The organism is Frigoribacterium sp. CFBP 13707, assembly GCF_014842245.1.
GTDB lineage: Bacteria > Actinomycetota > Actinomycetes > Actinomycetales > Microbacteriaceae > Frigoribacterium > Frigoribacterium endophyticum.
The window spans coordinates 86,678-108,222 of record NZ_JACYVL010000007.1 but is presented as its reverse complement, the minus strand read 5'-3'; the positions used below and the strand labels follow the sequence as shown (position 1 = coordinate 108,222).

20 protein-coding genes are annotated in these 21,545 nt (G+C 76.1%); 8 read left to right on the top strand and 12 right to left on the bottom strand.

Annotated features, from left to right (window positions below; all coding sequences use genetic code 11):
• From IFT45_RS12780 to IFT45_RS12755, 6 genes are all read right to left on the bottom strand, one after another.
• On the bottom strand, positions 1–118 hold a 118-nt coding region (locus tag IFT45_RS12780; RefSeq protein ID WP_192128556.1), incomplete at its 3' end, for a recombinase family protein.
• Between the two features lie 227 nt (positions 119–345).
• Positions 346–936 carry a sigma-70 family RNA polymerase sigma factor gene (locus IFT45_RS12775; protein ID WP_307803258.1) on the bottom strand — a complete coding sequence of 197 codons (591 nt, stop codon included), beginning with the start codon at positions 934–936 and terminating at the stop codon, positions 346–348.
• A gap of 136 nt (positions 937–1,072) precedes the next feature.
• Positions 1,073–1,837 carry an SDR family NAD(P)-dependent oxidoreductase gene (locus IFT45_RS12770; protein WP_167258063.1) on the bottom strand — a complete coding sequence of 255 codons (765 nt, stop codon included), beginning with the start codon at positions 1,835–1,837 and terminating at the stop codon, positions 1,073–1,075.
• 262 nt (positions 1,838–2,099) lie between these two features.
• The gene (locus IFT45_RS12765) at positions 2,100–3,383 is read right to left on the bottom strand and encodes a polysaccharide pyruvyl transferase family protein (protein WP_192128552.1); all 1,284 of its coding nucleotides are present in this window, start codon (positions 3,381–3,383) and stop codon (positions 2,100–2,102) included.
• Between the two features lie 126 nt (positions 3,384–3,509).
• Positions 3,510–4,178 carry a sortase domain-bontaining protein gene (locus tag IFT45_RS12760; protein ID WP_192128550.1) on the bottom strand — a complete coding sequence of 223 codons (669 nt, stop codon included), beginning with the start codon at positions 4,176–4,178 and terminating at the stop codon, positions 3,510–3,512.
• A 5-nt stretch (positions 4,179–4,183) separates the two neighbouring features.
• Complete coding sequence (locus IFT45_RS12755) at positions 4,184–4,906, bottom strand: CHRD domain-containing protein (RefSeq protein ID WP_192128548.1); 723 nt, start codon at positions 4,904–4,906, stop codon at positions 4,184–4,186.
• Positions 4,907–5,153: 247 nt separating this feature from the next.
• On the opposite strand from IFT45_RS12755, the gene IFT45_RS12750 reads away from it, so the two are divergent.
• Together IFT45_RS12750 and IFT45_RS12745 are read left to right on the top strand one after the other, a co-directional pair.
• Positions 5,154–5,696: a sigma-70 family RNA polymerase sigma factor gene (locus IFT45_RS12750; RefSeq protein ID WP_244637984.1), complete on the top strand. Its 543-nt coding sequence runs from the start codon at positions 5,154–5,156 to the stop codon at positions 5,694–5,696.
• 4 nt (positions 5,697–5,700) lie between these two features.
• Complete coding sequence (locus IFT45_RS12745; protein ID WP_192128546.1) at positions 5,701–6,522, top strand: hypothetical protein; 822 nt, start codon at positions 5,701–5,703, stop codon at positions 6,520–6,522.
• A gap of 189 nt (positions 6,523–6,711) precedes the next feature.
• On the opposite strand, the gene IFT45_RS12740 is transcribed toward IFT45_RS12745, so the two are convergent.
• Entirely contained in the window at positions 6,712–7,641 is a 930-nt protein-coding gene (locus IFT45_RS12740) for a serine hydrolase (RefSeq protein ID WP_192128544.1), read from the bottom strand.
• A 159-nt stretch (positions 7,642–7,800) separates the two neighbouring features.
• Between IFT45_RS12740 and IFT45_RS12735 the strand changes: the two genes are divergently transcribed.
• Together IFT45_RS12735 and IFT45_RS12730 are read left to right on the top strand one after the other, a co-directional pair.
• Positions 7,801–10,071, top strand: coding sequence for a glycosyltransferase (locus tag IFT45_RS12735; protein ID WP_192128542.1), 2,271 nt, complete (start codon positions 7,801–7,803; stop codon positions 10,069–10,071).
• Positions 10,068–11,393 (top strand): glycosyltransferase, encoded by a 1,326-nt coding sequence (locus IFT45_RS12730; protein WP_192128540.1) that lies wholly within the window; start codon positions 10,068–10,070, stop codon positions 11,391–11,393. The genes IFT45_RS12735 and IFT45_RS12730 overlap by 4 nt, the downstream gene beginning before the upstream one ends.
• Before the next feature lie 35 nt (positions 11,394–11,428).
• Here the strand turns inward: IFT45_RS12730 and IFT45_RS12725 are convergent, their stop codons facing one another.
• Both IFT45_RS12725 and IFT45_RS12720 read right to left on the bottom strand, forming a co-directional pair.
• Complete coding sequence (locus IFT45_RS12725; RefSeq protein WP_192046674.1) at positions 11,429–12,091, bottom strand: hypothetical protein; 663 nt, start codon at positions 12,089–12,091, stop codon at positions 11,429–11,431.
• 342 nt (positions 12,092–12,433) lie between these two features.
• Positions 12,434–13,057: a hypothetical protein gene (locus IFT45_RS12720; protein ID WP_192128538.1), complete on the bottom strand. Its 624-nt coding sequence runs from the start codon at positions 13,055–13,057 to the stop codon at positions 12,434–12,436.
• 149 nt (positions 13,058–13,206) lie between these two features.
• On the opposite strand from IFT45_RS12720, the gene IFT45_RS12715 reads away from it, so the two are divergent.
• Positions 13,207–13,875, top strand: coding sequence for a response regulator transcription factor (locus IFT45_RS12715; protein WP_056052315.1), 669 nt, complete (start codon positions 13,207–13,209; stop codon positions 13,873–13,875).
• The gene (locus tag IFT45_RS12710; protein ID WP_192128535.1) at positions 13,872–15,584 is read left to right on the top strand and encodes an ATP-binding protein; all 1,713 of its coding nucleotides are present in this window, start codon (positions 13,872–13,874) and stop codon (positions 15,582–15,584) included. Before IFT45_RS12715 ends, IFT45_RS12710 begins: the two co-directional genes overlap by 4 nt.
• A 69-nt stretch (positions 15,585–15,653) precedes the next feature.
• Here IFT45_RS12710 and IFT45_RS12705 read toward each other — a convergent pair whose 3' ends face one another.
• Entirely contained in the window at positions 15,654–16,232 is a 579-nt protein-coding gene (locus IFT45_RS12705; protein WP_192128533.1) for a PadR family transcriptional regulator, read from the bottom strand.
• A gap of 219 nt (positions 16,233–16,451) precedes the next feature.
• Between IFT45_RS12705 and IFT45_RS12700 the strand changes: the two genes are divergently transcribed.
• The gene (locus tag IFT45_RS12700; protein ID WP_371811001.1) at positions 16,452–17,297 is read left to right on the top strand and encodes a Cof-type HAD-IIB family hydrolase; all 846 of its coding nucleotides are present in this window, start codon (positions 16,452–16,454) and stop codon (positions 17,295–17,297) included.
• Between the two features lie 49 nt (positions 17,298–17,346).
• Positions 17,347–18,315 (top strand): hypothetical protein, encoded by a 969-nt coding sequence (locus tag IFT45_RS12695; RefSeq protein WP_192128531.1) that lies wholly within the window; start codon positions 17,347–17,349, stop codon positions 18,313–18,315.
• 108 nt (positions 18,316–18,423) lie between these two features.
• Here the strand turns inward: IFT45_RS12695 and IFT45_RS12690 are convergent, their stop codons facing one another.
• Both IFT45_RS12690 and IFT45_RS12685 read right to left on the bottom strand, forming a co-directional pair.
• Entirely contained in the window at positions 18,424–20,007 is a 1,584-nt protein-coding gene (locus IFT45_RS12690; protein ID WP_244637983.1) for a GMC family oxidoreductase, read from the bottom strand.
• 11 nt (positions 20,008–20,018) lie between these two features.
• Positions 20,019–21,506, bottom strand: a complete 1,488-nt coding sequence (locus IFT45_RS12685; protein WP_192128527.1) for an alpha/beta fold hydrolase — start codon at positions 21,504–21,506, stop codon at positions 20,019–20,021.
• Positions 21,507–21,545 lie beyond the last annotated feature (39 nt).

The window sequence follows — 21,545 nt, the reverse complement described above, 5'->3', positions numbered from 1 at the left end:
CCGACAAGCCGTGGTCAACATGAACGTGTTGATCGTCAACACCGAGTGCTTTAAGACCGTCACGTTGTGCTGCGAGATCCTGTCCAGAGGTCGACACACGCGCGTATCCGATGAGCATCCGCCGACTGTAGCGTTTAAACCCCCCGTCACCGGGCATTTTTGCGGGACAGGCATACGCGAATCCGCAGGCCAGGCATCACTTGACCTCCCGCGACGTTAATGGGCCCGAGAAGGTGTCCCGATGAACGACCGCTCATTGAAACGGCAACAGCCGCCCCGGGGCAGTACTCGTTCGGCATCGGCGGAAGACGACTACGGGTGGCCTGGAAACAGGGCCCCCGGCACTCAGCCGCGCGCGACCGCGTCCGGGCCGAGGAGCTTCCGCAGGGCGATCAGGGCGTCGCGCGTGCGCGTCTTCATCGTCCCGAGCGGCACACCCGCCTCGCCGGCCGCCTCGGAGTGGCTCAGGCCGCCGAAGTAGGTCAGCTCGAGCGCCTGCCTCTGGGCAGCGGTGAGGCCCTTCATCGCCCGGCTCACCCGCGCGTGCTCGATGTGCACGGCAGCGGTCTCGGCGACGTCGTCGCGGACGTCGTCGAGGTCGCGGATGCCGACGGTCATGTCACGCACCCGGCTCGCCTGCGCCGAGCGGACCCGGTCGATCGCACGACGACGAGCGCGGACGAGCAGCCACGACACCGCCCTGCCCTTCGCGGGGTCGAACTGCGCCGCCTCCTGCCAGGCGGAGAGGAAGACCTCCTGCGCGACCTCCTCCGACTGCGCCGGGTCGACGAGGATGCGCCGCACCAGCCCCAGCACCCGCGACGACGTCATGTCGTAGAGCTGGGCGAAGGCCCTCTGGTCACCCTGCGCCGTCGCGAGGACGAGGTCGTCCTCGCTCGGGTCCTGCCGGAGCAGGAGTTCTGAGGTGAGGGTCACGGGGGCCGTCCGGTCTGGGCGTGGGGGCGAGGAGTACAGGAATGCTCCCCCCGGCGCTGTGGCCACTGTATGCGCCTGCATCCTCTCCGGTACCCCCACTTCGGGCCGCCGCCGAGCCCCCGGCGGCCCGACCGGGTCAGATCGCCGACCAGCCGCCGTCGGAGGGCAGCACGACCCCGTTGACGTTCGTCGCGTCGTCGCTCGCGAGCCAGGTGATCGACGCGGCGAGCACGTCGGCCTCGACGGGCGTCGGCACGGTCGTCTGCATGATCGGGCCGAGGGCCGCCGCGGCGACCTGCGACTTCATCGGGGCCTCGATGTTGGTGATCGTGGCCCCGGGTGCGACGGCGTTGGTGCGGATGCCGTGCTTCGCGTAGACGACTGCCGTGTTCTTCGTGATGCCCGCGACGGCGTGCTTCGAGGCCGTGTAGGCCACCCCGGCGGCTGAGCCGCGGAGCGCCGCCTCCGACGCGACGTTGACGATCGCACCCGAGCCGGCCTCGATCATGAGGGGCAGCACGGCCCGCGTCAGGCGCACGACGGCCGTGACGTTGATCGCGAAGACGAGCTCCCACGTGCGGTCGTCGACCTCGGCGGCGGGCAGGAAGCCGTCCATGATGCCGGCCACGTTCGCCAGCGCGTCGACCCGGCCCTCGGCGGCGGCGACGACCGCCTGCACGCCCTCCTCCGTCGTGATGTCGCCGGTCACGGGCACGAGGTCGAGCTCGGCGTTCTCCGCCACGAGCGCGTCGAGGCGCTCGGCCACGACGTCGGCGGCCACGACCCGGGCGCCCTCCCGCGCGAAGCGGAGGGCGGACGCACGGCCGATGCCGCTGCCCGCCCCGGTGACGATGACGGTCTTGCCGCGGAAACGGTCGGGGGTGGTGGTCAGGTCGGCCATGGCTGCCTCTTTCGTCGGGACCGGCCTCGGTGCCGGTCCCGAGCATTGTGACACGCGGTGTCAGAAAGAGGCTGCGCGTCGGCCGGGAGGGGCCGCGCGGCACGACGAACCACGTCGTCGCACGGGAACCATGCCGCGGCGTGGTTCGGGTGCGAGAACGTGGTTCGCGGCACGAGCGGGCGCTCGGGGCGGGCGCGGGGCGGGCGCGACCGGCCGGGCGGCACGAGCGGGCGCGCGGGGCGCGCGGCGCGGGCGGCGCGAGCTACGCCCCGAGCTCCTCCGCGACGCGGTCCCACCAGCCGGCGGAGGCGGTGCGCACCGAGCCGACCCGCGACTCCCACCGGGCCCGCACCTGCGCGGCGTCGTCCCAGGTCGCCAGCGCGAGCCGCGCCGCCGAGCCGAGCACCAGCGCCTCGACCGAGGCGACGCTCGTCTGGCCGAAGGCGCCGAGCGCCCCCGTGAGCTTCACGCGCGTGTACTCGTCGACCGAGATGCCGACCGTCGGCACCCCGCCGGCGACCGCGAACACGGCCGGGTGGTAGCGGCTCGTCAGGTGCAGGGAGGCGCCCCGCGCGAACCGTGCGGCGGCCACGGAGTCGGTGGTCGGCTCGATCCGCACCCGCGAGGTGGTCATCGCGTCGATGACCCGGCGGTGCAGCACGGAGTCGCCGCGCTCCTCGCCCTCGTTCAGCGAGGCCCAGTGCGCGAGGAACGCGATCTCGAGCCCCGTCTCGTCGGCGACGCGGTCGAGCAGTCGCGCGAGGGCGGTGACGACCTGCCGCCGGTCGGCGTCGCCGACGTGCGTCGAGAGGCTGACCGCGCAGTACGGGAAGGAGCCGGCTCCGACGAGCAGCGACCCGGGCCCGGCCGAGGCGCCCGCGTCGAGGCCGGTGACCGCGGGAGGCGCGGCGTCGGCCCCGAGGAAGCTCGCGTCGTCGACGTTCTGCACCACCTTGCGCGCGAGGTCGGGCGCGGTGTCGTCGGCCACGCGCCGCATCAGCGTGTGCGAGGCGCTCTCGCGCACCCCGAAGAGGCGCGCGTCACGGAGCAGCCCCGACACGAGCCGCTCGTCGTCGGCGACGAGATCGGGCCCGATCGTCTGGCCCGTCACGACCAGCGGGCGCCCGACCACGCGGGCGACGGCGCCGAGGGCGGCGCGCTCGAAGACGTGCAGCGACCAGCGGGAGGCCATGTTGCCGCCGCCGGCGACGGCGACCGCGTCGGCCTCGCGGACGGCCCCGATCACGGCGAGCGCCGGGTCGTCGTGGGGCAGCGCGGTGCGGCTGCCCCCGGCCGCGGCGAGTACGCGCTCGAGGCGCTCGACCTGGCCGTCGCGGCCGCCGAGCGGGCCGGGGGCGAAGCCGATCGGCCGGACGGCGTCGACGTCGTAGCGCGCGGCGGTCTCGTCGGGGGCGCTCGAGAGCAGCGTGACGGCGTCGACGCGGCGCCGGCGCAGCTGGACGACGAGCTCCTCGGTCATGGCCTCGTCGCCGATGTGGATCATGTCGTCGACGACGCCGACGTCTCCGATGGCGAGTGTGCGCACGCTGACCTCCGGGCCCGCGGGCCGTCCAGGGACAAGGGGAAGGAGGCGCGGACCGGGCCCGCGCCTCCTCGACGGTAGTGCACCGCAGGTGGCCCGCCGCACGGGCCCCGGGCGCTGCGCGGCCGGCTACCCCACGCGGTCGGCGAAGACGACGCGGTTCTGGTCGTAGTGGCCCGATCCGCGGTCGAAGACCCCGCCGCAGGTGATGAGCCGCAGCTCGTCGGTCGGCTGCGCCCCGAACACCCGGGCGGTGGGGAACTCGGCCTTCGGCACGTCCACCACCTCCGAGACGACGTAGCGCGCGACGCCACCGTCGACGTCGGTCAGCACGACCTCGTCGCCGACGACGAGCTCGTCGAGCCGGGCGAACACGGCGGGCCCCGAGGCGGAGTCGACGTGGCCGGCGACGACGGTCGGACCACGCCCGCCGGGGCGCCCTCCCCCGGTGAACCAGCCCACGTCGTCGGCGTCGACGGGCACCTCCATCGCGCCCGAGGCGTCGAGCCCCAGGTCGATCAGCGGCTCGGAGAGCCCGATCGCGGCGACGTCGACGCGCGCCGGCGCGACGCCGACGGCCGGCACGGCCACGGCCTCCGCCTCGGCCGGCGGAGGCGTCGCCGTCGCCGCACTCGGTGACGAGGCGGGGTCGGGCGCCGGGGCGGGAGCCGACGGAGTCGCGGTGCGGGCCCCGGCACCGGTCGCGTCAGCGGCGACCCCGGCCCCCGTGCCCGAGCACCCGGTCAGCACGCCCAGCACGACGACCGCCGCGGCGAGCGCCGGCAGCGGCCGTCGCACGCGGGTCAGCCTTCCTGGGCGTGACGGCGGCGGACGGCGATCCACGCCGCCGTGCCGAGGACGCCGACCAGCCCGAGTGCACCCGCGCCGAGCGCGAGGCCGGAGCCGGTGCCGGCCTGCGCCGCGCCTCCGAAGCCGGTGTCGACGCCGCCGACGGGCACCTGCGTCAGCTGGCCGCGGACGACGCCCGAGGTGAACGCGGCGGTGTGCGAGTCACCGGTGAACGACGCCGGGTCGGCCTCGATCTGGGCCAGCGTGAAGCCGGTGCCGGTGTCGGCCCCCGCGTCGTTCATGACGCCGGTGGTGAAGGGGCCCTGCAGGCAGCCGCTGCTGGTGCGGGTGCCGTCGCCCTGGTCGACGGGGTTCGCGAAGGCGATGCGGGGCGGGCCCGACTTGCCGACCGCGGCCTGGTGGAGGTGCGTCGCCGTCTTCGCCGGGCTCATGTAGTCGCCCGTCACGCCCGTGAGGGTGATGTCGTAGCAGATGATCTCCTGGTCGCTGTTGATCCGGAAGTCGAACGTGCCCGTCGCGCCGGCCTCGCCCGGCGCCGGGGCGCCCGCGGTCGAGATGACCTGGTCGGGCGTCGCCATGACGGTGAACGCGCTGGTGAACGTGGACGGGGCCTGCACCTCGGTCTCCGCCGACGCGGGCGCGGCGGCGAGCAGGGTGAAGGCGGCCGCGGCGGCTCCTCCGATGGTCAGGATGCGGATGGATCGCTTCTTCGACATTCGTCTGCCTCTCGACGGGAGCGGCCCGGTCGGGCGCGCTTCTGCAGGGAGGTACGCCGGAGGGCGGGGCCGCGTTCACCCGAGTCCCGAGAATTCTCGGAACCGTCCTGGGGGCGGGTGAACGGAGCCGCCCGGTCGGTCGTATCCCCCTCGAGGGCGACGACCGGTGCGCCCCTACAGTGGGAGGCACCCGATGACGCTCGCGCTGACGCGTCCCGCACCCGCACCCGCACCCGAGTGGAGCCCGATGAGCACGCCCGAGCCCGGCGTCGACGTGCACCCCGTCGACCTGCCGACCTTCGACGTGCCGTCGGCGTTCGCCGAGCACGGCTCGGCCCTGCTCGGCTTCGCGGTCAACGCGCTCCGCGACCGCAGCGCCGCGGAGGACTGCGTGCAGGAGACGTTCCTCCGCGCCTGGCGGTCGCGCGACTCCTTCGACCCGGCCCTCGGCAGCGAGCGCACCTGGCTCTTCACCATCCAGCGACGCGTCGTGCTCGACGCCCTCCGTGCCCGGGCCCGCCGGCCGGCGCTCGTCGAGCACGACGACCAGCTCGACGTGCCGGCCGAGACGGGGGCGGACCCGCTCGACCGGCTCGGCATCGTCGAGGGGCTCGCCCGCCTCAGCGCGGAGCACCGGGAGGCGGTGGTCGCCGTGCACCTGACCGGCCTCAGCTACCAGGAGTTCTCGGCCGCCACCGGCGTGCCGGTCGCCACGCTCCGCACCCGTGTCTTCTACGCGCTCCGCGCGCTCCGCTCGCACCTCGACGAAGGGGACCAGACCGATGCCTGAACCGATGCCCGGGACCCCCGGCTCCGACGACCGACGGGCCGAGCTCGTCGCCGCGGCCCTCGGCGACGACCTCAGCCCGGCCGAGGCCGACGAGTTCGCGCGGCTGCGGGCGGCCGACCCCACGATCGACCGCGAGCTCGCCGAGCTGGGCGGGCTGCCCGGCGCCCTCGCCGGCCTCGGATCGTGGCAGGACGTCGAGCCGAGCGCCGAGCTGCGCCGCCGGGTCGAGGGAGTCGCGGGGCCGGAGGCGCCCGGAGCGACCGCCTCGACGACGGGGCCGGCCCCGGTCGCCGGCACCGCACCTCCGGCACCCCGGGCCCCCCAGGCACCCGGCCACGCCTCCGCACCCGCGCCCACGGCGCCCTCGGCACCCTCGGCCCCGGTGACGCCGCTGCGGCCGCGGCGCCGACCGCTGCTCACCGTGCTCGGCGCCGCCGCCTGCCTCGCGCTGGGAGCGGGCGTCGGCGCGCTCGTGGCCGCCCCACGCGACACGACGCCCGAGGGGCCGGCCGGCACGCTCGGGGCCGTCGAGCCGATCGACTTCGCGGGGGCGCCGACCGGCGTGCGCGTCGAGGGCGACCTCGTCGCGCACACCTGGGGCACCGAGACGCTGCTGACCGTGACGGGCCTGCCCGTGGGCACGGCGTTCTCGGTCGTCGTGATCGACGACGAGGGCGGGGAGCACCCCTCGGGCGCCTTCCTCGGCACGGAGGTCGAGATCGACTGCCAGCTCAACGCGGCGGTGACGCGCGACCACGTCCGGTCGGTGGAGATCCGCGGGGCCGACGGCGAGCTCGCGGTCGCCGCGGTGCCCGCGGTCGCCTGAGCCGTCCGTCGGTCGGTACGTCCGGCCGTCCGAACGGGGGGGGTGCAAGGGCGGGTCGGCGGGTCGAGGTCCTCGTGGGCGGGTCGGGGCCGACCCGCCCACGAGGACGGCGACCCGCCGCACTCCGGGGGGGAGAGCACCCACGAGGACGGCGACCCGCCCGCTGCGGCGGGTCGAGGTCAGCGCAGGTCAGCGCTCCGCCGCGGGCGGACCCTCCCGCAGCCCCTCGAGCTCGCGCACGACCGCGGCCGCGACGGCGTCGGCCCGCTCGTGGTCGTCGGCGGTGATCGTGACGACCGCGTCGTCGACGACGAGCACCAGCTGGCCGAGCGCGCCGTGCAGGCGCCAGGCCGAGCCGGGGCCGCTCCACGCACCGAGGCCGTAGCGCTCGTAGCCCGGGCTCGTGCCCGCCGCGACCCAGCCCGAGTGCACGGCCGCGGCGGTCTCCTCCGACACGACGCGCCTCCCCCGCCAGGCCCCGCCGTCGCGGAGCAGCCGGCCCAGCCGCGCCACCTCCTCCGTGCGGAGCGCGAGCCCGTCGCCGGCGGTGACGAAGCCGATCGGGCAGCGCTGCCAGGCCACGTCGTCGAGGCCGAGGGGGCCGAGGAGTCGCGGGCGGAGGAAGTCGACGACGTCGCCCACCCGGGTCGTCAGCACCCGCATCGCGGTGTACGTGCTCGCGTTCGAGTACTGGAACACGCGGCCCCGCGACGGTCGGCCGACGAACTCGAGCGCGAGGTCGGGCCAGTCGGTCATCAGGGTGGGCGACCACGGGAGGTCGACGCCGCTCGTCATCGAGAGCAGGTGGCGGAGCGTGACACGGTCGACGCCCTCGCCGAGCTCGGCGCCGGGCAGCCACGCCGCGACGGGCTCGTCGAGCGAGAGCCGGCCCTCGTCGGCGGCGATCCCCGCCGCGAGCGCGCAGACGGCCTTGGCGACCGAGTGCACCTCGCGCCGGACGTCGGGCGACCAGCGGTGCTCGGCGACGTCGTCGCCGACGAGCACGTGCAGCCCGTGCGCGCGGAAGCCCGCGAGCTCGACCTCGGCGACGAGGTGGTCCCGGACGATCTCGGCGCGGGTCCGGGCGCCGGTCGGGGCGCGGTCGGGGGTGCGGGTCACCGCCCGAGTCTGCCGTGCCGGGCACCGGGGCACCAGGTGGGGCGGGCCGCCCCGCACGGCGTTCCCAGGCCACGCACCGCCCGCTCCCCGCTATCGTCGGATCGGCCCCGCACCCGGAGCCGGCGAGCCGGACGACCCCCGGCCGCGAGAGGGGCTCCCGTGGGCATCCAGACTTCGCTCGACGCCGTCCACCAGGCAACCGGCCTCGTCGAGTCCATGCGCCTCGCCGACGACCTCGCGTTCGAGGCCGCGCGCACGGGCGGCACCCGCACCATCCGCCTGCTCACCGGCGCCCTCGGCAGCAGCGACCAGCTCGTCGCCATCGCCGCGACGCACGCGCTCGCGCAGGTGCACGACGAGCAGGCCGACCTCGCGCTCAGCGCCGTGCTCTCGAGCGAGCGCGCCTTCCTCCGCGAGCACGCCGCCTGGGCGCTGTCGTCGCGACTCCCCCGCCCCGAGACCGTCGGCCGCCTGCTGGCGCTCGTCGTCGAGGGCGGCTTCGTCGGCATGCTCGCGCAGCGCACCCTCGAGCAGTGGTCCGACGCCGCCCCCGACCTCGTGGCCGTGTCGGTCGAGGGAAGCCTGATCGGCGTGCGGGACGCGGAGGCGCGCTACCGGCTGGTCGAGACGCTCGGCCTCGTGCGCGACCGGATCGCGACGCGCCCGCTGCTCGCCGTCGCCGGCGACGAGGGCGAGTGCGAGCACGTGCGCGTCGCCGCCGTCTCGGCCCTCGGCCAGCGCCGCGGCGCCCCCGGGGTGGCCGTCGCGCTCGAGCGCTGGGCCGACGGCGAGGGCTACCTCGCCGACGTCGCCCGGCTCGCCCTCGTCGACCTGGCCGCGGGCCCCGGCTCCGCCGCCGGCGCCGACGACGCCGCCGAGCGCGGCCTCACCGTCGCCCAGCTCTTCCTGCACGCCGACATCGACGCCGACCTCACCGCGGCGGGCAGCGGCGACAACGGGGGCATCGCGACCCTGCTGGTGCGGCTCGGCGACGCGCTCGTGGCCGACACGGCCGAGCACCCGGTCGACGTGCGGCCGGAGGCGGTCTCGCCCCGCGACTCCTCGACGGCATCGCGGCTGCCCACGTCGGCGGGAGGCGCGGTGCACGACGGCCCGCCGCTCACCGTCAGCCGGGTGGTCACCCTCTCGCGGGGCTCGTCCGCCGGGGCGCTCGAGAGCGTCAGCGACCTCGCCGGCTACGACCGCGGCCACGTCTACGGGCGGGTGCCGCTGCTGAGCGGCCCCGTGCCCTCCGCCGCCGCCTGGCCGCTGCGGGTCGCGGCCCGCCGCGGCATCCGCCGCGTGCTGCGCGCCAGCGGCGGCGTCGACGTGCTGCACCTGCGCATGGCCGACGTCGGCAGCCTGGCCGCCGCCGACGTCGCGCGCGAGCTCGACGTGCCCGTGGTCTTCACGGTCGCGCCCGACCCGCACGCCGTCATCCAGTCGATGGACCTCGCGGGCGGCCTGACCCGCGAGAACTTCGGCGACGTCGACGTCAAGGAGCACTTCTGGTTCCGCGCGAGGCTCGTGCAGCAGCTCGCCTCGAACGCGTCGCACACCGTGCTCTTCCCCCGCCCCGAGCTCGCCGCCGACCTGCGCGACCTCGTCGGCATCGACATCACGTCGCACCCCGAGCGCCACACGATCGTGCCCGAGGGCATCGACCTCGCGGTGGTCGACCGGGCGGTCGCCGAGGCCGCCGCCCACGCCGCCGGACAGCCGGCGACCCCGCCCCTGGCGGAGCTGCGCGAGCTGCTCGAGACGCTGCCCGCCGAGCGCCGTGACCTGCCGCTCGTCGTCAGCGTGGGGCGCTTCCACCGCGTCAAGGGCATGGCGACGATCGTCGACGCCTGGGCCCGCGGCCCGCTCCGCGACCGGGCGAACCTGCTGCTCGTGGGCGGTGACCTGACGAACCCGTCACCGGACGAGCGGGAGCAGCTCGAGCTCATCCACGCGACCCTCCCTCGGGAGACGCACCGCGCCTCCGGCCTGCTGCTGCCGGGGCACCGCCCCAACGACACCGTCGCCCGCTGGGTCGCCGCCGCCCGCTTCGGCGTGCCCGGCCTCGCCGCCCCGCGCGGCGTCTACGTCTGCGGCAGCCTCAAGGAGGAGTTCGGCATCGCCCTGCTCGAGGCGATGGGCTCGGGCCTGTTCGTCGTCGCCCCCGACGGCGGCGGCCCGTCGACCTACGTCGAGCGCGACGTCACCGGCGTGCTGACCAGCACCTGGGACGTCGACGCGCTCTCCGCCGCGATGGCCCGCGCGGTCGGGCTGGCGGCGGGCGAGCCCGACGACCAGAGGGCGGCGCGGTCGCGAGCCACCGTGGAGCGCAGCTTCACGATCCAGGCGATGGCGTCGGCCCTGGCGTCGGTCTACGGCGGGGTGCACCTCGACGAGGTCGCGGCCCTCGACACGGCGTGGCTCCGATGACGCTCCTGGTGATCTCGCCCGACTACGCGTCGCACCTGCTACCGCTGGCGACGCTCGCGACGGCCTGGCGCGACCGCGGCGAGCGCGTCGTCGTCGCGACCGGCGAGGCGACGGCAGGCATCGTGGCGTCGTTCGGGTTCGAGCGGGCGCACCTGCAGCTGGCGCGCGGCTCGAACCCCGGCGTGATCCGCGCCGAGGAGCAGCCTGCGGGCGAGGACGACTCGCTGCGCGGCTTCTTCGACGCGACCCGGCGCGGCGGGGTCGAGACCCTCGCCTACCAGGCGCGCGAGCGGCTCACCGACCTCATGTGGCAGCCCGTCGAGACCGCGCGCGCGGTGCAGGCGGTCGTCGCGGAGGTGCAGCCCGACGCCGTCATGGTCGACCACCTGGCCTTCAGCGCCCGGCTGGCGCTGGTCGCCGGGCACGTGCCGCACACCGACGTGGTGCTCGGGCACCCCTCGGCGCTGCCCTTCGGCGACGAGGTCTACGGCCTGCCGCCGGAGTGGCCCGCGGGCTGGGAGGCGGGGCTCGACCCGGCCGCGCTGGCCGACCTGCGCTCCCTCTGCGACCGGGTGAGCGCCTCCTTCACCCGGGAGTGGAACACGGCCCTGGCCGAGCTCGACCCCGCCGCGCCCCCCTCGGCGTCGGCGTTCTCGGAGCACGGCGACCTGCTGCTCTACAACTACCCGGCCGAGCTCGCCGACCCGGAGCGCACGCCGCTGCTGCCGCCGCACGCCCACCTGGGCTCCGCGGTGCGTGAGGAGCCGCTCGACCCCGAGGTGGAGGAGTGGCTGGCCTCGAGCGACGAGCCGTTCGTCTACGTGAGCTTCGGCAGCTTCCTGTCGGTGCGGTCGGACGTGCTCGCCCGCGTCGCCGCGGCGCTCGACGGGCTCGGGGTGCGGGCCGCGATCGCGACGGGCTCCGCGGTGCCCGCCGACCTCGGCGAGCTGCCCGCGTCGTGGCTGGTGCGGGGGTTCCTGCCCCAGGTGCGGCTGCTCTCGCGGGCTGCCGCGGGCGTGACGCACGGAGGCAACAACAGCGTCACGGAGTCGATGACGCACGGGGTGCCCCTCGTAGTGCTGCCGTTCTCGACCGACCAGTTCGCGGGCGCCGCGGCGCTCGAGCGCACCGGCGTGGGCGTCGTGCTGCCGCCCAACACGGCCTCGGTCGACGAGCTGGCTGACGCGGTCGCGCACGTGCTCGACCTGCCGGAGGGCCCCCGGGAGGCGCTGGTCGCGCTCTCGGGGTCGCTGCGGCGGGAGCCGGGCCGGCTCCGTGCCCTCGCGGCGGTGGACGCCGCGGCGGCGGGCCGTCTGCGCTGAGCCCCGGGGCTGGGCGCTCCGCGCTGGGGCGGGCCTCAGGCGGCGGGGACCTGCAGGAAGGCGCGCATCGTGGCCTCGTCGACGGCGGCCTCGCGGTAGGCCTGCATCAGCGCGGCGTTGGCGTCGTACTGGGGGCCCTCGCGCGACTCCGCCTGGTGGTGCAGCGCGAAGACGGTGCCCTCGTGGCGCACGGGGGCCTCGCCGAGCAGGGTCTCGTGGGCGAGGTACCAGGCGGCGTCCTCGAAGCCCCAGCCGCGGAAGCGCTCGTCCTGCCCGCCGTGGCTGCGCCAGGTGGCGGGGGTCGTCACGTAGACGCCGGAGCAGGCGCCGCGGACGAGCTCGTGGTCGCACTCCTCGAGCGGGGTGCCGGCGGCGAACTGGGCGCTGCCCGTCGCCCCGAGCCAGTGGTAGGCCGTGTAGGGCAGGTGCACGCGGCCGGAGGTGCGGGCCGCGGCGACCGCGGCGAGCAGGGGCTCGAGCTGGGGCAGGGTGTCGGCGTCGGCGATGACGGCGACCTCGTCGGCGGCCACGCGGGAGACGCCCACGTTGCGGCAGCGTGCGAGGTTGAAGAGCTCGTCGTCGGTGTCGACGGGGACGATCTCGGCGTCGGGCAGGGCACGCCGCCACCAGGCGACGACGGTCTCGAAGGCCGGCACACGACTGGGCTGCGGACGCCACGGGATCACGACGGTCACCATGGGCGCGAGCTTACCGGCGGTGCGCGGTGCCGTCGTGCCGACCGGGCACCGGGGCGCCGGGGCGCCGGGGCGCCGGGGCGCCGGGGCGCCGGGGCGCCGGGGGCGGAGCGCCGGGAGAACGCCGTCCAGGATCGCTGATCCACTCCGGAGTGGATCAGCCCGCCACGCACGCGCGCCATGCCAGGACCCTCGCTCCACTCCAGAGTGGAGCGACCGCACGCGCCGCGGAGTGGACATCGATCCGCTGATCCACTCCGGAGTGGATCAGCGGATCTGGACCGCACTTCCTGGTCGTGGCGGCGTCAGCAGGCAGGACCCGACGCTCGGCCGGGTCCCGCCTGCTCAGCTGCCCGTCGACGAGTCGTCGGCCGGCGCCTCGGGCGCATCCGTCGGAGCGGTCGGCGGCGTGGGCGCCGAGCCGTCACCGGGCACCGGGGGCGTCGAGCCGTCGGTCGGCGGCGCGGGCGGCGTGGGCCGGCCCTCGCCGAGCGGCCCGGCGGGCCCGTCGGCACCGTCGGCACCGGCCGGGCCGGCTCCGGGCCCGCCGGTCGCACCGGGGCCGCACTCCCCCGGCGCGGGCGGGGTCGGCTCGTCGGCGTCGGCCTCGTCCCCGGCCGGAGGCGCGGGCGGCGTGGGCGCTCCCGTCGCGTCGCCCCCGGCCTCGTCGCCCGTCGCCGACCCGCCCTGGTCGGGGCCGGTCGTCGACGGTGCGGTCGGCGTCGCCGAGCCCGTGCTCGGCGACGACGTGGCCGCCGAGGTGGCGCTCGTCGACCCGGAGCCGGACGAGCCGGGGCCCGCCGCGAACGCCGCCGTCGACCCGAGCGCCGCGACGCCGAGCGCGCCGACGGCGAGCCCGATCACGAGGCGGGGGCGGCGCCGGCGGAGCGAGCTGCCGGGGCCGGCGTCGGCGCGGCCGTCGCCGGGCACGGGCTGGAGGGGCTGGGTGGGGGTGTCGTCGTGGCTCATGTCGTCTCCTCGTCCGGCGGGCCCTCGGGGCGGGGCCTCTCGACCGGTTCTCCACCAGGTTCATCAGCGGTCCTGAAGCGGTGCTTAAGAACAGCGTTCGCCCAGGTGACCGGCTGCTCGCCCATGGACGGCCCGCCTACGGTCGAGGGATGCTGCCTCCCGCCCGCGTGCTCGTCGTCGACGACGACGACGCGATCCGCGCCTCCGTCGTCTCCGCCCTCGCCGCCGAGAGGTTCGCCGTCCGCGGCCTGGTGTCGGGCGAGCAGCTGGCCGACGAGCTCCGCACCTTCGTGCCCGACCTCGTCGTGCTCGACTGGATGCTGCCGGGGCCGAGCGGCATCGTGCTCGCCGAGCGCGTGCGGCGGGCGAGCGACGCCGGCGTGATCATGATGACCGCGCGCGACGGCGTCGACGACCGGCTGCGGGGCTTCGGCGAGGGCGTCGACGACTACGTCGTCAAGCCGTTCGTGGTCGCCGAGCTCGTCGCCCGCGTGACGGCCGTCCTGCGCCGCCGCGGCCGGATCGCCGCCGTCATCGAGATCGACGACCTCGTCGTCGACCCCGACGCCGGCCTCGCGCGGCGGGGCGGGCACGACCTCGACCTGACGGCCACCGAGTTCCGCCTGCTGGCCCACCTCGCGGCGAGCCGGGGCCGCACCCTGTCGAAGACCCAGATCCTCACGCAGGTCTGGGGCTACGACCACGTCGACCCCAACCTCGTCGAGGTGCACCTCAGCGCCCTGCGCAAGAAGATGGAGGCGCACGGCCCGCGGCTCGTCCACACCGTCCGAGGCCTCGGCTACCAGGTGAGCGCGTGACGCCGACCCGCTCGCGGGCACGGCCGGCGTCGGGGACCGCGCCCGCGCCCGCACCCGGGGCCCCGCTCCGCACCGGCTCGCTGCGGACCCGGACGGTCGTCGCCGTGACCGCCCTGCTCGCCGTCCTGCTGCTCGCCCTCGCGCTCACCGTCCAGGCCCTCGTCGGCGACCGCCTCCGTGCCCAGGTCGTCGAGCGCCTCGGCGACCGCGCCGCCGCGGCCGCCGCGCTCGTCGGCACGGTCGACGACGACGACCTCGCCGACCGACTGTCGGCGCAGGGCGTCTCCGTCGTCGTCACCAGCCCGGACGGAGGCGCGGTGACGGCCGGGCCGAGCCCCGACGACCTGAGGGCGGGGCCGGGAGCCGACCCCCTCGGGGAGCTGCCGGGCCCGGCGGGCGGGCCCCGCGACTCCGGCAGCGCGACCGGCGGGACGACCGGCTCCGGGGGCACGACGCCGCCCGACCCCACCAGCACGGAACCCACCAGCGGCGACGCGACGGTGTCGGTGACGTCGAGCTCGGTCGTCGACGACGGCGACCTCATCCGCTACGAGGCCGTGCTCAGCGACGGCACCGAGCTGGCGCTGACCGCGGGCACCAGCTCGATCGACGACACGCTCGCCACCCTGCGCGGGGTGCTGCTCGGGGCGTCGGCGGCGTTCCTGCTGCTCGCGGCGGGAGCGCTCGTGCTGGTCGTGCGACGGACGCTCCGGCCCCTCGAGCGCATGACGGCCGTCGCCCGCTCCATCTCCGGCGGCGACCGCGGTCGTCGCCTGCGGCCCACACGCCCGACCACCGAGCTGGGGCGCACGGCGGCCGCCTTCGACGAGATGCTCGACGACCTGGAGCGGGCCGAGGGGGCGGCGCTGGCCGCGGAGGCGCGGCTGCGGTCGTTCGTGTCGGACGCGGCCCACGAGCTGCGCACCCCGGTCGCCGGCATCCAGGCCGCCGCCGACACGCTCGTGCGGGCGCAGCTGGACGACGACGAGCGGGAGCGCCTCACGGTGCACGTGGTGCGGGAGTCGCTGCGGGCCGGTCGGCTGATCGGCGACATGCTGCTGATGGCCCGGCTCGACGAGGGTCTCGCGCTCGACCCCCGCCCCCTCGACGTGGCCGAGGTGGCGCGCGGGGCGGCCGAGCGTCAGCGGGTGCGCGGCGGCGACGTGGCCGTCGAGGTCGTGACGGACGGGCCGGTGCCGCCGGTGGCCGGCGACCCCGACCGGCTCGGGCAGGTCGTCGGCAACCTCCTCGACAACGCCGTGCGCCACGCGAGGTCGTCGGTGCGGGTCTCGGTGGTGAGCCGCGGGGTCGACGACACGGCCGAGGTGATCGTGCGGGTCGACGACGACGGTCGGGGCGTGGACGACGCCGACCGCGAGCGCGTCTTCGATCGGCTGGTGCGCCTCGACGAGGCCCGGGCGCGCGGCGACGGCGGGTCGGGGCTCGGGCTGCCCATCGCGCGCGCGATCGCCCGGGCGCACGGAGGCGACGTGGTGTGCCTGCCGCGGGCCGCGGGCGGCGGTGCCGACCCGGGGCTCGGCGGTGCCGACCCGGGGCTCGGCGGCGCGCGCTTCGAGCTGCGGCTGCCGGCCACGGCCCGGTCGGCCACGCAGTCGGCGGCGGCCCAGAGCTCTTCAGCACAGACGGAGACGCCCCTCCATGCACACCCGACGTGGCATGGAGGAGCGGAGAGGAACAGACCCGAATGACCGTTCCTCTCGGGCGCCACCCGAAGGCGCCCTGTGGACGATGCCCACGGTCACCTAGTCTACCAGGGACTAGCCGAGGAGCCTGGCGACGGCGGGGGCTCCGCTCTCCGTGCCCCGCGCGTCCGGGTCGGCCCGGCCGGCCTCGGCGGCGATGAGCTCCGCCGTCCACCGACGCTCGTCGTCCAGGACGGCCACGAGGCGGGCCGCGGCGAGGTCGCGGTGGCTGGCGGGCGAGTGCGCGTCGTGGGCGGCGACGAGCTCGCGGGCGGTCGCCAGCTTGTGCTCGACGGCGGACAGGCGCTCGCGCAGCACGGCGACCCGCGCCTCCGGCCCGACCTGGTCGAAGAGGCCGAAGCGGACGGCGAACTCCTCGTCGTTCGCGGCCTTCTCGGCGGGCAGCGTCGAGATGCGCTCGACGAGCTGGCGGCGGCCCACCTCGGTGAGGCTGTAGGTGCGACGGGCCGGGCGCCCCTCCTGCTGCTCGACCGCGACGGTGACCGCGCCGCTCTCCTCGAAGCGCCGGAGCGCCGGGTAGAGCGAGTTGTTGCTGACCGTCGAGAAGCTCGGCCGCACCACACGGCGCTTGAGCTCGTAGCCGTGCAGGGGCCCCTCCTGGAGCGTCGCGAGGACGAGGATGTCGAGGACCACCCCTCCAGTCTGTCGACGGCCGGCCCCGCTCTCCGGGCTCTGGGGGCGTGGACGCCCCTGTCCACCCGCGCTTTCACCCGTGCAGCCCGCGCGCCGCCGCCTGCTCGTCCACAGGGCGCACGGGGTGTCCCCGAGGCGCGGCGGGCCCCGCGCGCCCCTCGCCGGCCCCGAGGAGGCGCGGTGCCGGCCACCCGCCCCGGTGCGGCAGAGTGGGTGACCGTGACCGACGACATCCCCGACATCCGACTCGTGGCCAGCGACATGGACGGCACCCTGCTCGACGGCGACGGGAACGTGCCCGACGCCTTCTGGCCCCTGCTCGACGACCTCGAGCGGGCCGGCGTCCTGTTCGCCCCCGCGAGCGGGCGCCAGTACCAGACGCTCGTCGAGGTGTTCGGCGAGCGTCCGGGCCTCGTCTTCATCGCCGAGAACGGCACGAACGTCGTGCGGGAGGGCGTGACGATCGCGATCGAGCCCCTCGACCGGGAGAGCGTCGAGCCGGTCGTGGCCTGGGCCCGCGGGGAGGCGGGCGTCGGCGGTGCGGGCGACGCCCAGCCGGCCGCCGGGCTGGTCGTCTGCGGGGCCAGGTCGGCGTACATCGAGCGGGTCGACCCCGAGTTCGTCTCGCACGTGCAGCGCTACTACGCGGCCCTCGAGGTCGTCGACGACGTGCTCGAGGCCTCCCGGCACGACGACGTGCTGAAGCTCGCGGTCTACGACCACGGCCGCGCCGAGGAGCGCACCGGTCCGGCGGTCCGGGCCCTGGGGCTCGACGTCGACGTCGTCGTCTCCGGTGCGAACTGGGTCGACGTCATGCGCCGCGGCGTGAACAAGGGCCGCGCCCTCGAGCGGCTGCAGCGTGAGCTCGGCGTGACCCGCGAGCAGACGATGGCCTTCGGCGACTACCTCAACGACCTCGAGCTCGTCGAGGCGGCCGGCTGGTCGTACGCCGTCGAGAACGCCCACCCGCTCGTGCGCGAGCGCGCCCGCCACGGGGCCCCCGCGAACACCGAGGGCGGCGTGCTGACCACGATCCGGGCGGTGCTGCCCCACCTGGGGCGCTGAGCCCGGCCGGTGCGGGGCCGGTGTCGGACGCCGCGGCTAGCGTGACGCCGTGCCGGAACCGATCGCGAGGTGGTGGGCGCGACGCCAGTGGTCGCGCGGCACCGACGTGCCCTACGAGGTCGGGCGGTTCCGCGAGGCGTGGGCGTCGTTCCCCGTGCTGATCCGGCAGTACCGGCCCGAGTTCAACGGCGGCGTCGTGCTGACGCAGATCCCGCCCGCCGCCGACGTGTGGCTCACCTGGCTCTGCGACGCCGGCCACCTCGTCGTGGCGACGCCCGACGAGCAGCGGTCGCGGCCGGGCCGCGAACGTCGACGGTCGTCGTGGTGCCCCGACTGCACCGAGCTCGCCCGACCCCGCACGCCGAGCCTGCCCATGGCGGCGACGGTGCGCCTGCCGGGTGACAGCCCCCTCGTCACGGGGCCCGTGGCGCAGCCGAGCGGAGGGTCGACCCGGGGCCGCGAGCTCGAGGCGACCTGGGCGAAGCGTCGGTCGACGGCGGGCGCCTCGGGCGGGCGACCGGTGCGGTCCCGCGTGCCCCGCGCCTCCCCCGGGCTCTGCCGCGCGACGCCCGACCTGCCGCCCGGCGAGGCGTTCGTCAGCAGCTGCGCACCGCCCCCGGCCTCCGCCGTCGAGGCCCAGCTGCGGGCCGACCTCACCGAGCGGCTGGAGTTCACGCCGGGGCAGAACGCCGTCCGGCTCGGCAAGCCGTTCTTCGACCACGTCGAGGCCTGGCCCGACATCGTGCTGCCCGAGCTGCGGGTGGCGATCGAGTACGACAGCACCGGGCGGCACGGGCTCGAGCACGTGGGGAAGCGCGAGGACGCCGACCGCCGGAAGGACCGCGCCCTGCGCGGCGTCGGCTGGGAGGTGGTGCGCGTGCGGACGGGCAAGCTGCCCGCGCTCGGGCCGTACGACCTTCAGGTCGGCGGCCTGGGGCGCACGACGGTGCCGCTGCTGCTCGACCGGCTGCGCGAGATCCGCGGCGATCTCCTCGTCGACGCCTGGCTGCGCCGCTGACGCTGCGCGCGGCGTCACGTCGCGTCGCGTCGCGGACATCGAGGTGACTCGTCCTGGGCCTTCGCCGCGGCGGAGGGGCCAGGTCGAGTCACCTCGACGCGGCTGCAGCTAGGCCGCGACGACCTCGTGGCTCGTCGTCTCCGTCGCGGAGGCGGTGATGCCGACCGAGGCGAGGTACCGCTCGGCCGTGCGCAGGCCGAGCGCCATGATCGTCAGCGCCGGGTTCGCGACGACGGCGCTCGGGAACACCGAGTTGTCGCAGACCCACAGGTTGGACACGTCGAAGCTGCGCCCCTCGGCGTCGACGACGGCCTCGGCGGGGTCGGTGCCCATGCGGCAGGTGCCGATGGTGTGCGCGGTGCGGGCCAGCACCCGGACGTCGCGCCCGCCGGCGGCCTCGACGATCGCCGTCATGGTGCGGACGGCATGGCGGTCGAGCGCCTTCTCGTTCTCGCCGGGGGTGAAGGTCACGACGACCTTGGGCACGCCGAAGGCGTCGAGCTCGTCGGTCAGCTCGAGGGTGTTCTGCTCGTACGGCAGGCACTCCGCGTTGATGCCCACGCCCGCCATGTAGCGGTACGAGTGCATCGCGTCGACGAGCTCGCTGCCCCAGAGGCCCGCCCCGCGGGCGAGGGTCGTCGCGAGGGTGAGAGGCATGACGCCGAGGCTCTGGATGAGGTAGCCGCCGACGAAGTCGGCGCCCTCGGGCCGGTAGAAGTCCTCCGAGATGATCGACGACGGGTAGCCGCGGTGGCCGCGCATCTCGTCGTCGAACGTGGCCCAGACCTGCGTGGCGCCGTGCGCCATGAAGTTCTTGCCGACCTGGCCGCTGCTGTTCGCGAGACCCGTGTGGAGCAGGAGGCGGGGCGTCTCGACGCCGCCGGCGCAGAGGAAGAGGGCCGCCGTGCGCTGGCGGTGCTCGACGCCGTCGCGGACGTAGACGACCGCCGAGACCTCGCCCGCGTCGTCCAGCTCGATGCCCGTGACGACCGAGTCGGCGCGGATCTCGGCGCCGTCGCGGACGGCCTTGGGCAGGTAGGTGGTGTCCATGCTGACCTTGGCGCCGTTGCGGCAGCCCTGGTGGCAGCCGCCGCAGTTCACGCAGGCCTGGCGGAGGCCGCCGCCCTCCTGGCTCCAGTCACGGGTGACCAGCGCCGCCGGGGCGTCCGTCGCGCGGATGCCGAGGGCCTCGCAGCCGCGCAGCATCATGTCGCTCGACGCGTTGCGCGCGGGCGGCGGGAGCTCGTACGACCGCGAAGCGTCCCACGGGTACTCGGCGGGGCCGGAGACCCCGACGAAGCGCTCCACCCGCTCGACGTAGCCGATCAGCTCGTCGTGGTCGACGGGCCAGTCGACGCCCTGGCCCGTGAGCGAGCCCAGCGTGAGGTCGCGCGGGTCGGGGCGCGGCGTGAAGGCGCCCCAGTGCAGGGTCGAGCCGCCGACGCCCTTGCCCGAGTTGTTCTGCCCGAAGGCCGTGGGGGTCTCGCCGCCGCTGAGGCGCTCGTCCATCCAGTTGATGACCACCGCCTCCGCCTCGTCCGACGTGTAGTCGGCGGGGCCGAGGTTCGAGCCGGCCTCGAGGGCCACGACCCGCAGCCCGGCCGCCGCCAGCTCGGCGAGGATCGGCGCTCCGCCCGCGCCCGTGCCGATCACCACGGCGTCGACGACCTCGTCGTCGGCGTACCTGGTCATGTCGTCCAGCTTCATCGGACCACCTCCATCCGGGGCTCCCAGCCCTCTCGTTCACCGGCGGCGAGCCGCCGGAATCCTTGCATGCGGAGGCCGTCGCCGCCGTTGGCGAAGCCGTCGAAGCCGATCTCCTCCATCGTCGCCGGGTGGGCGAGCCACTGGCGGACGAGGTCGACCCGGACGTCTTCGAACCAGGCCGTGAGCTGCGCGACCGTGAACGGGTGCGCCTCGTCGTCGCGAGGCGGCCCGTCGTCGCCGTCGGCGCCGTGGTGCGAGCTGCCGCCGCCGCTGTCGCCGTGGGCCACCAGCTCGGGGTCGGGGTCGCCGGCCACGATGGCCGTGACGAGGTCGGACCGCTGCTCGGCGGTCATCGCGGTGACGCCGACCAGGGCGTCGAGGCCTGTGCGGTACGCCTCGGGGTCACTCGGCAGGTCGGCGTTGCGCCAGCCGTCGCCCTCGCCGCGGGCGAGCTGCGCGTCGACGCGGGCCGCCAGGTCGATGGCCGCGCCGCGCTGCGGCACGACCAGGTCGGCCAGGGTGCGGAGCGTGGTCAGCTGCTGGTCGTCGAGGACGACCGGGCGGTAGTCGGTGTCGTCGGCCACGGCGCGGCGCGCGAGGATGCCGCGCGTCTTGGCGGTCGTGCGTGCGGAGGCGAGGGTGGCCACGAAGTCGGGCGAGGGCGTCGGGCCCACACCGGCCTGCTCACGCCAGAAGGTCGCGACCGCGTCGGCCACCTCGTCGGGCCGCTCGAGGGGCAGCAGGTGGCCGGCGCCGTCGAGCACGAGGTGCCGGGCCCGCGCGTAGACGGGGCCGTTGACCCGCCGCTGGGCGTCCGGGCCGAGGTCGCCGTCGGCGCCGCCCGCGACGATCAGCGCCGGCAGGTCGAGCACGCCGACCTCGGCCGACCAGTCTTCGCGGCTGCCCTGCTCGAGCCAGGCCTGCCAGGCCTCGCCGGAGGCGCGGCGCACGTCGGCGACGGCGGCCGCGTCGGCCGCGGGGTCGAGGGGCGCACCGACGTTGGCGTCGACGAACTCGCGGGCGGCGGCCTCGTCGAGGGCGCCCGTGCCCGCGCCGCCGCCGACGGCCTCGCCGTCGCCGCCGGTCACCCAGCCGATCATCGCCTCCCGGCGCTCCTCCTCCATCGGCTCGGGCGACGGCGGGGAGGCCGCGAGCAGCACGACGCCGGCGAGGCCGAACACCCCGCCCTTGCCGGCCAGGGTGCGCGACGCGACGATCGAGGCGATCTTGCCGCCCATGCTGTGGCCCACCAGGAACCAGCGCGAGGCGCCGCTCTCGCGGATGCGCCGGGTCACGAGCCGCACCATGTCGTCGACGGTGACTCCGTCGCGGGTGTCGGCGTCGCCGAAGCCGGGGAGGTCGAGGGCGACGACGTCGACCACGCCGCGGAGCCGCTCGGCCACCCCGTCGAACTCACGCGCGCTCGACCCGAGGGCGTGCAGGCAGAAGGCCACCGGGAGGGGGCGCGTCTCGGTCGACGTCATGGGTTCTCCTACTGGGTCGCGAGAGGGAAGTACAAGCCC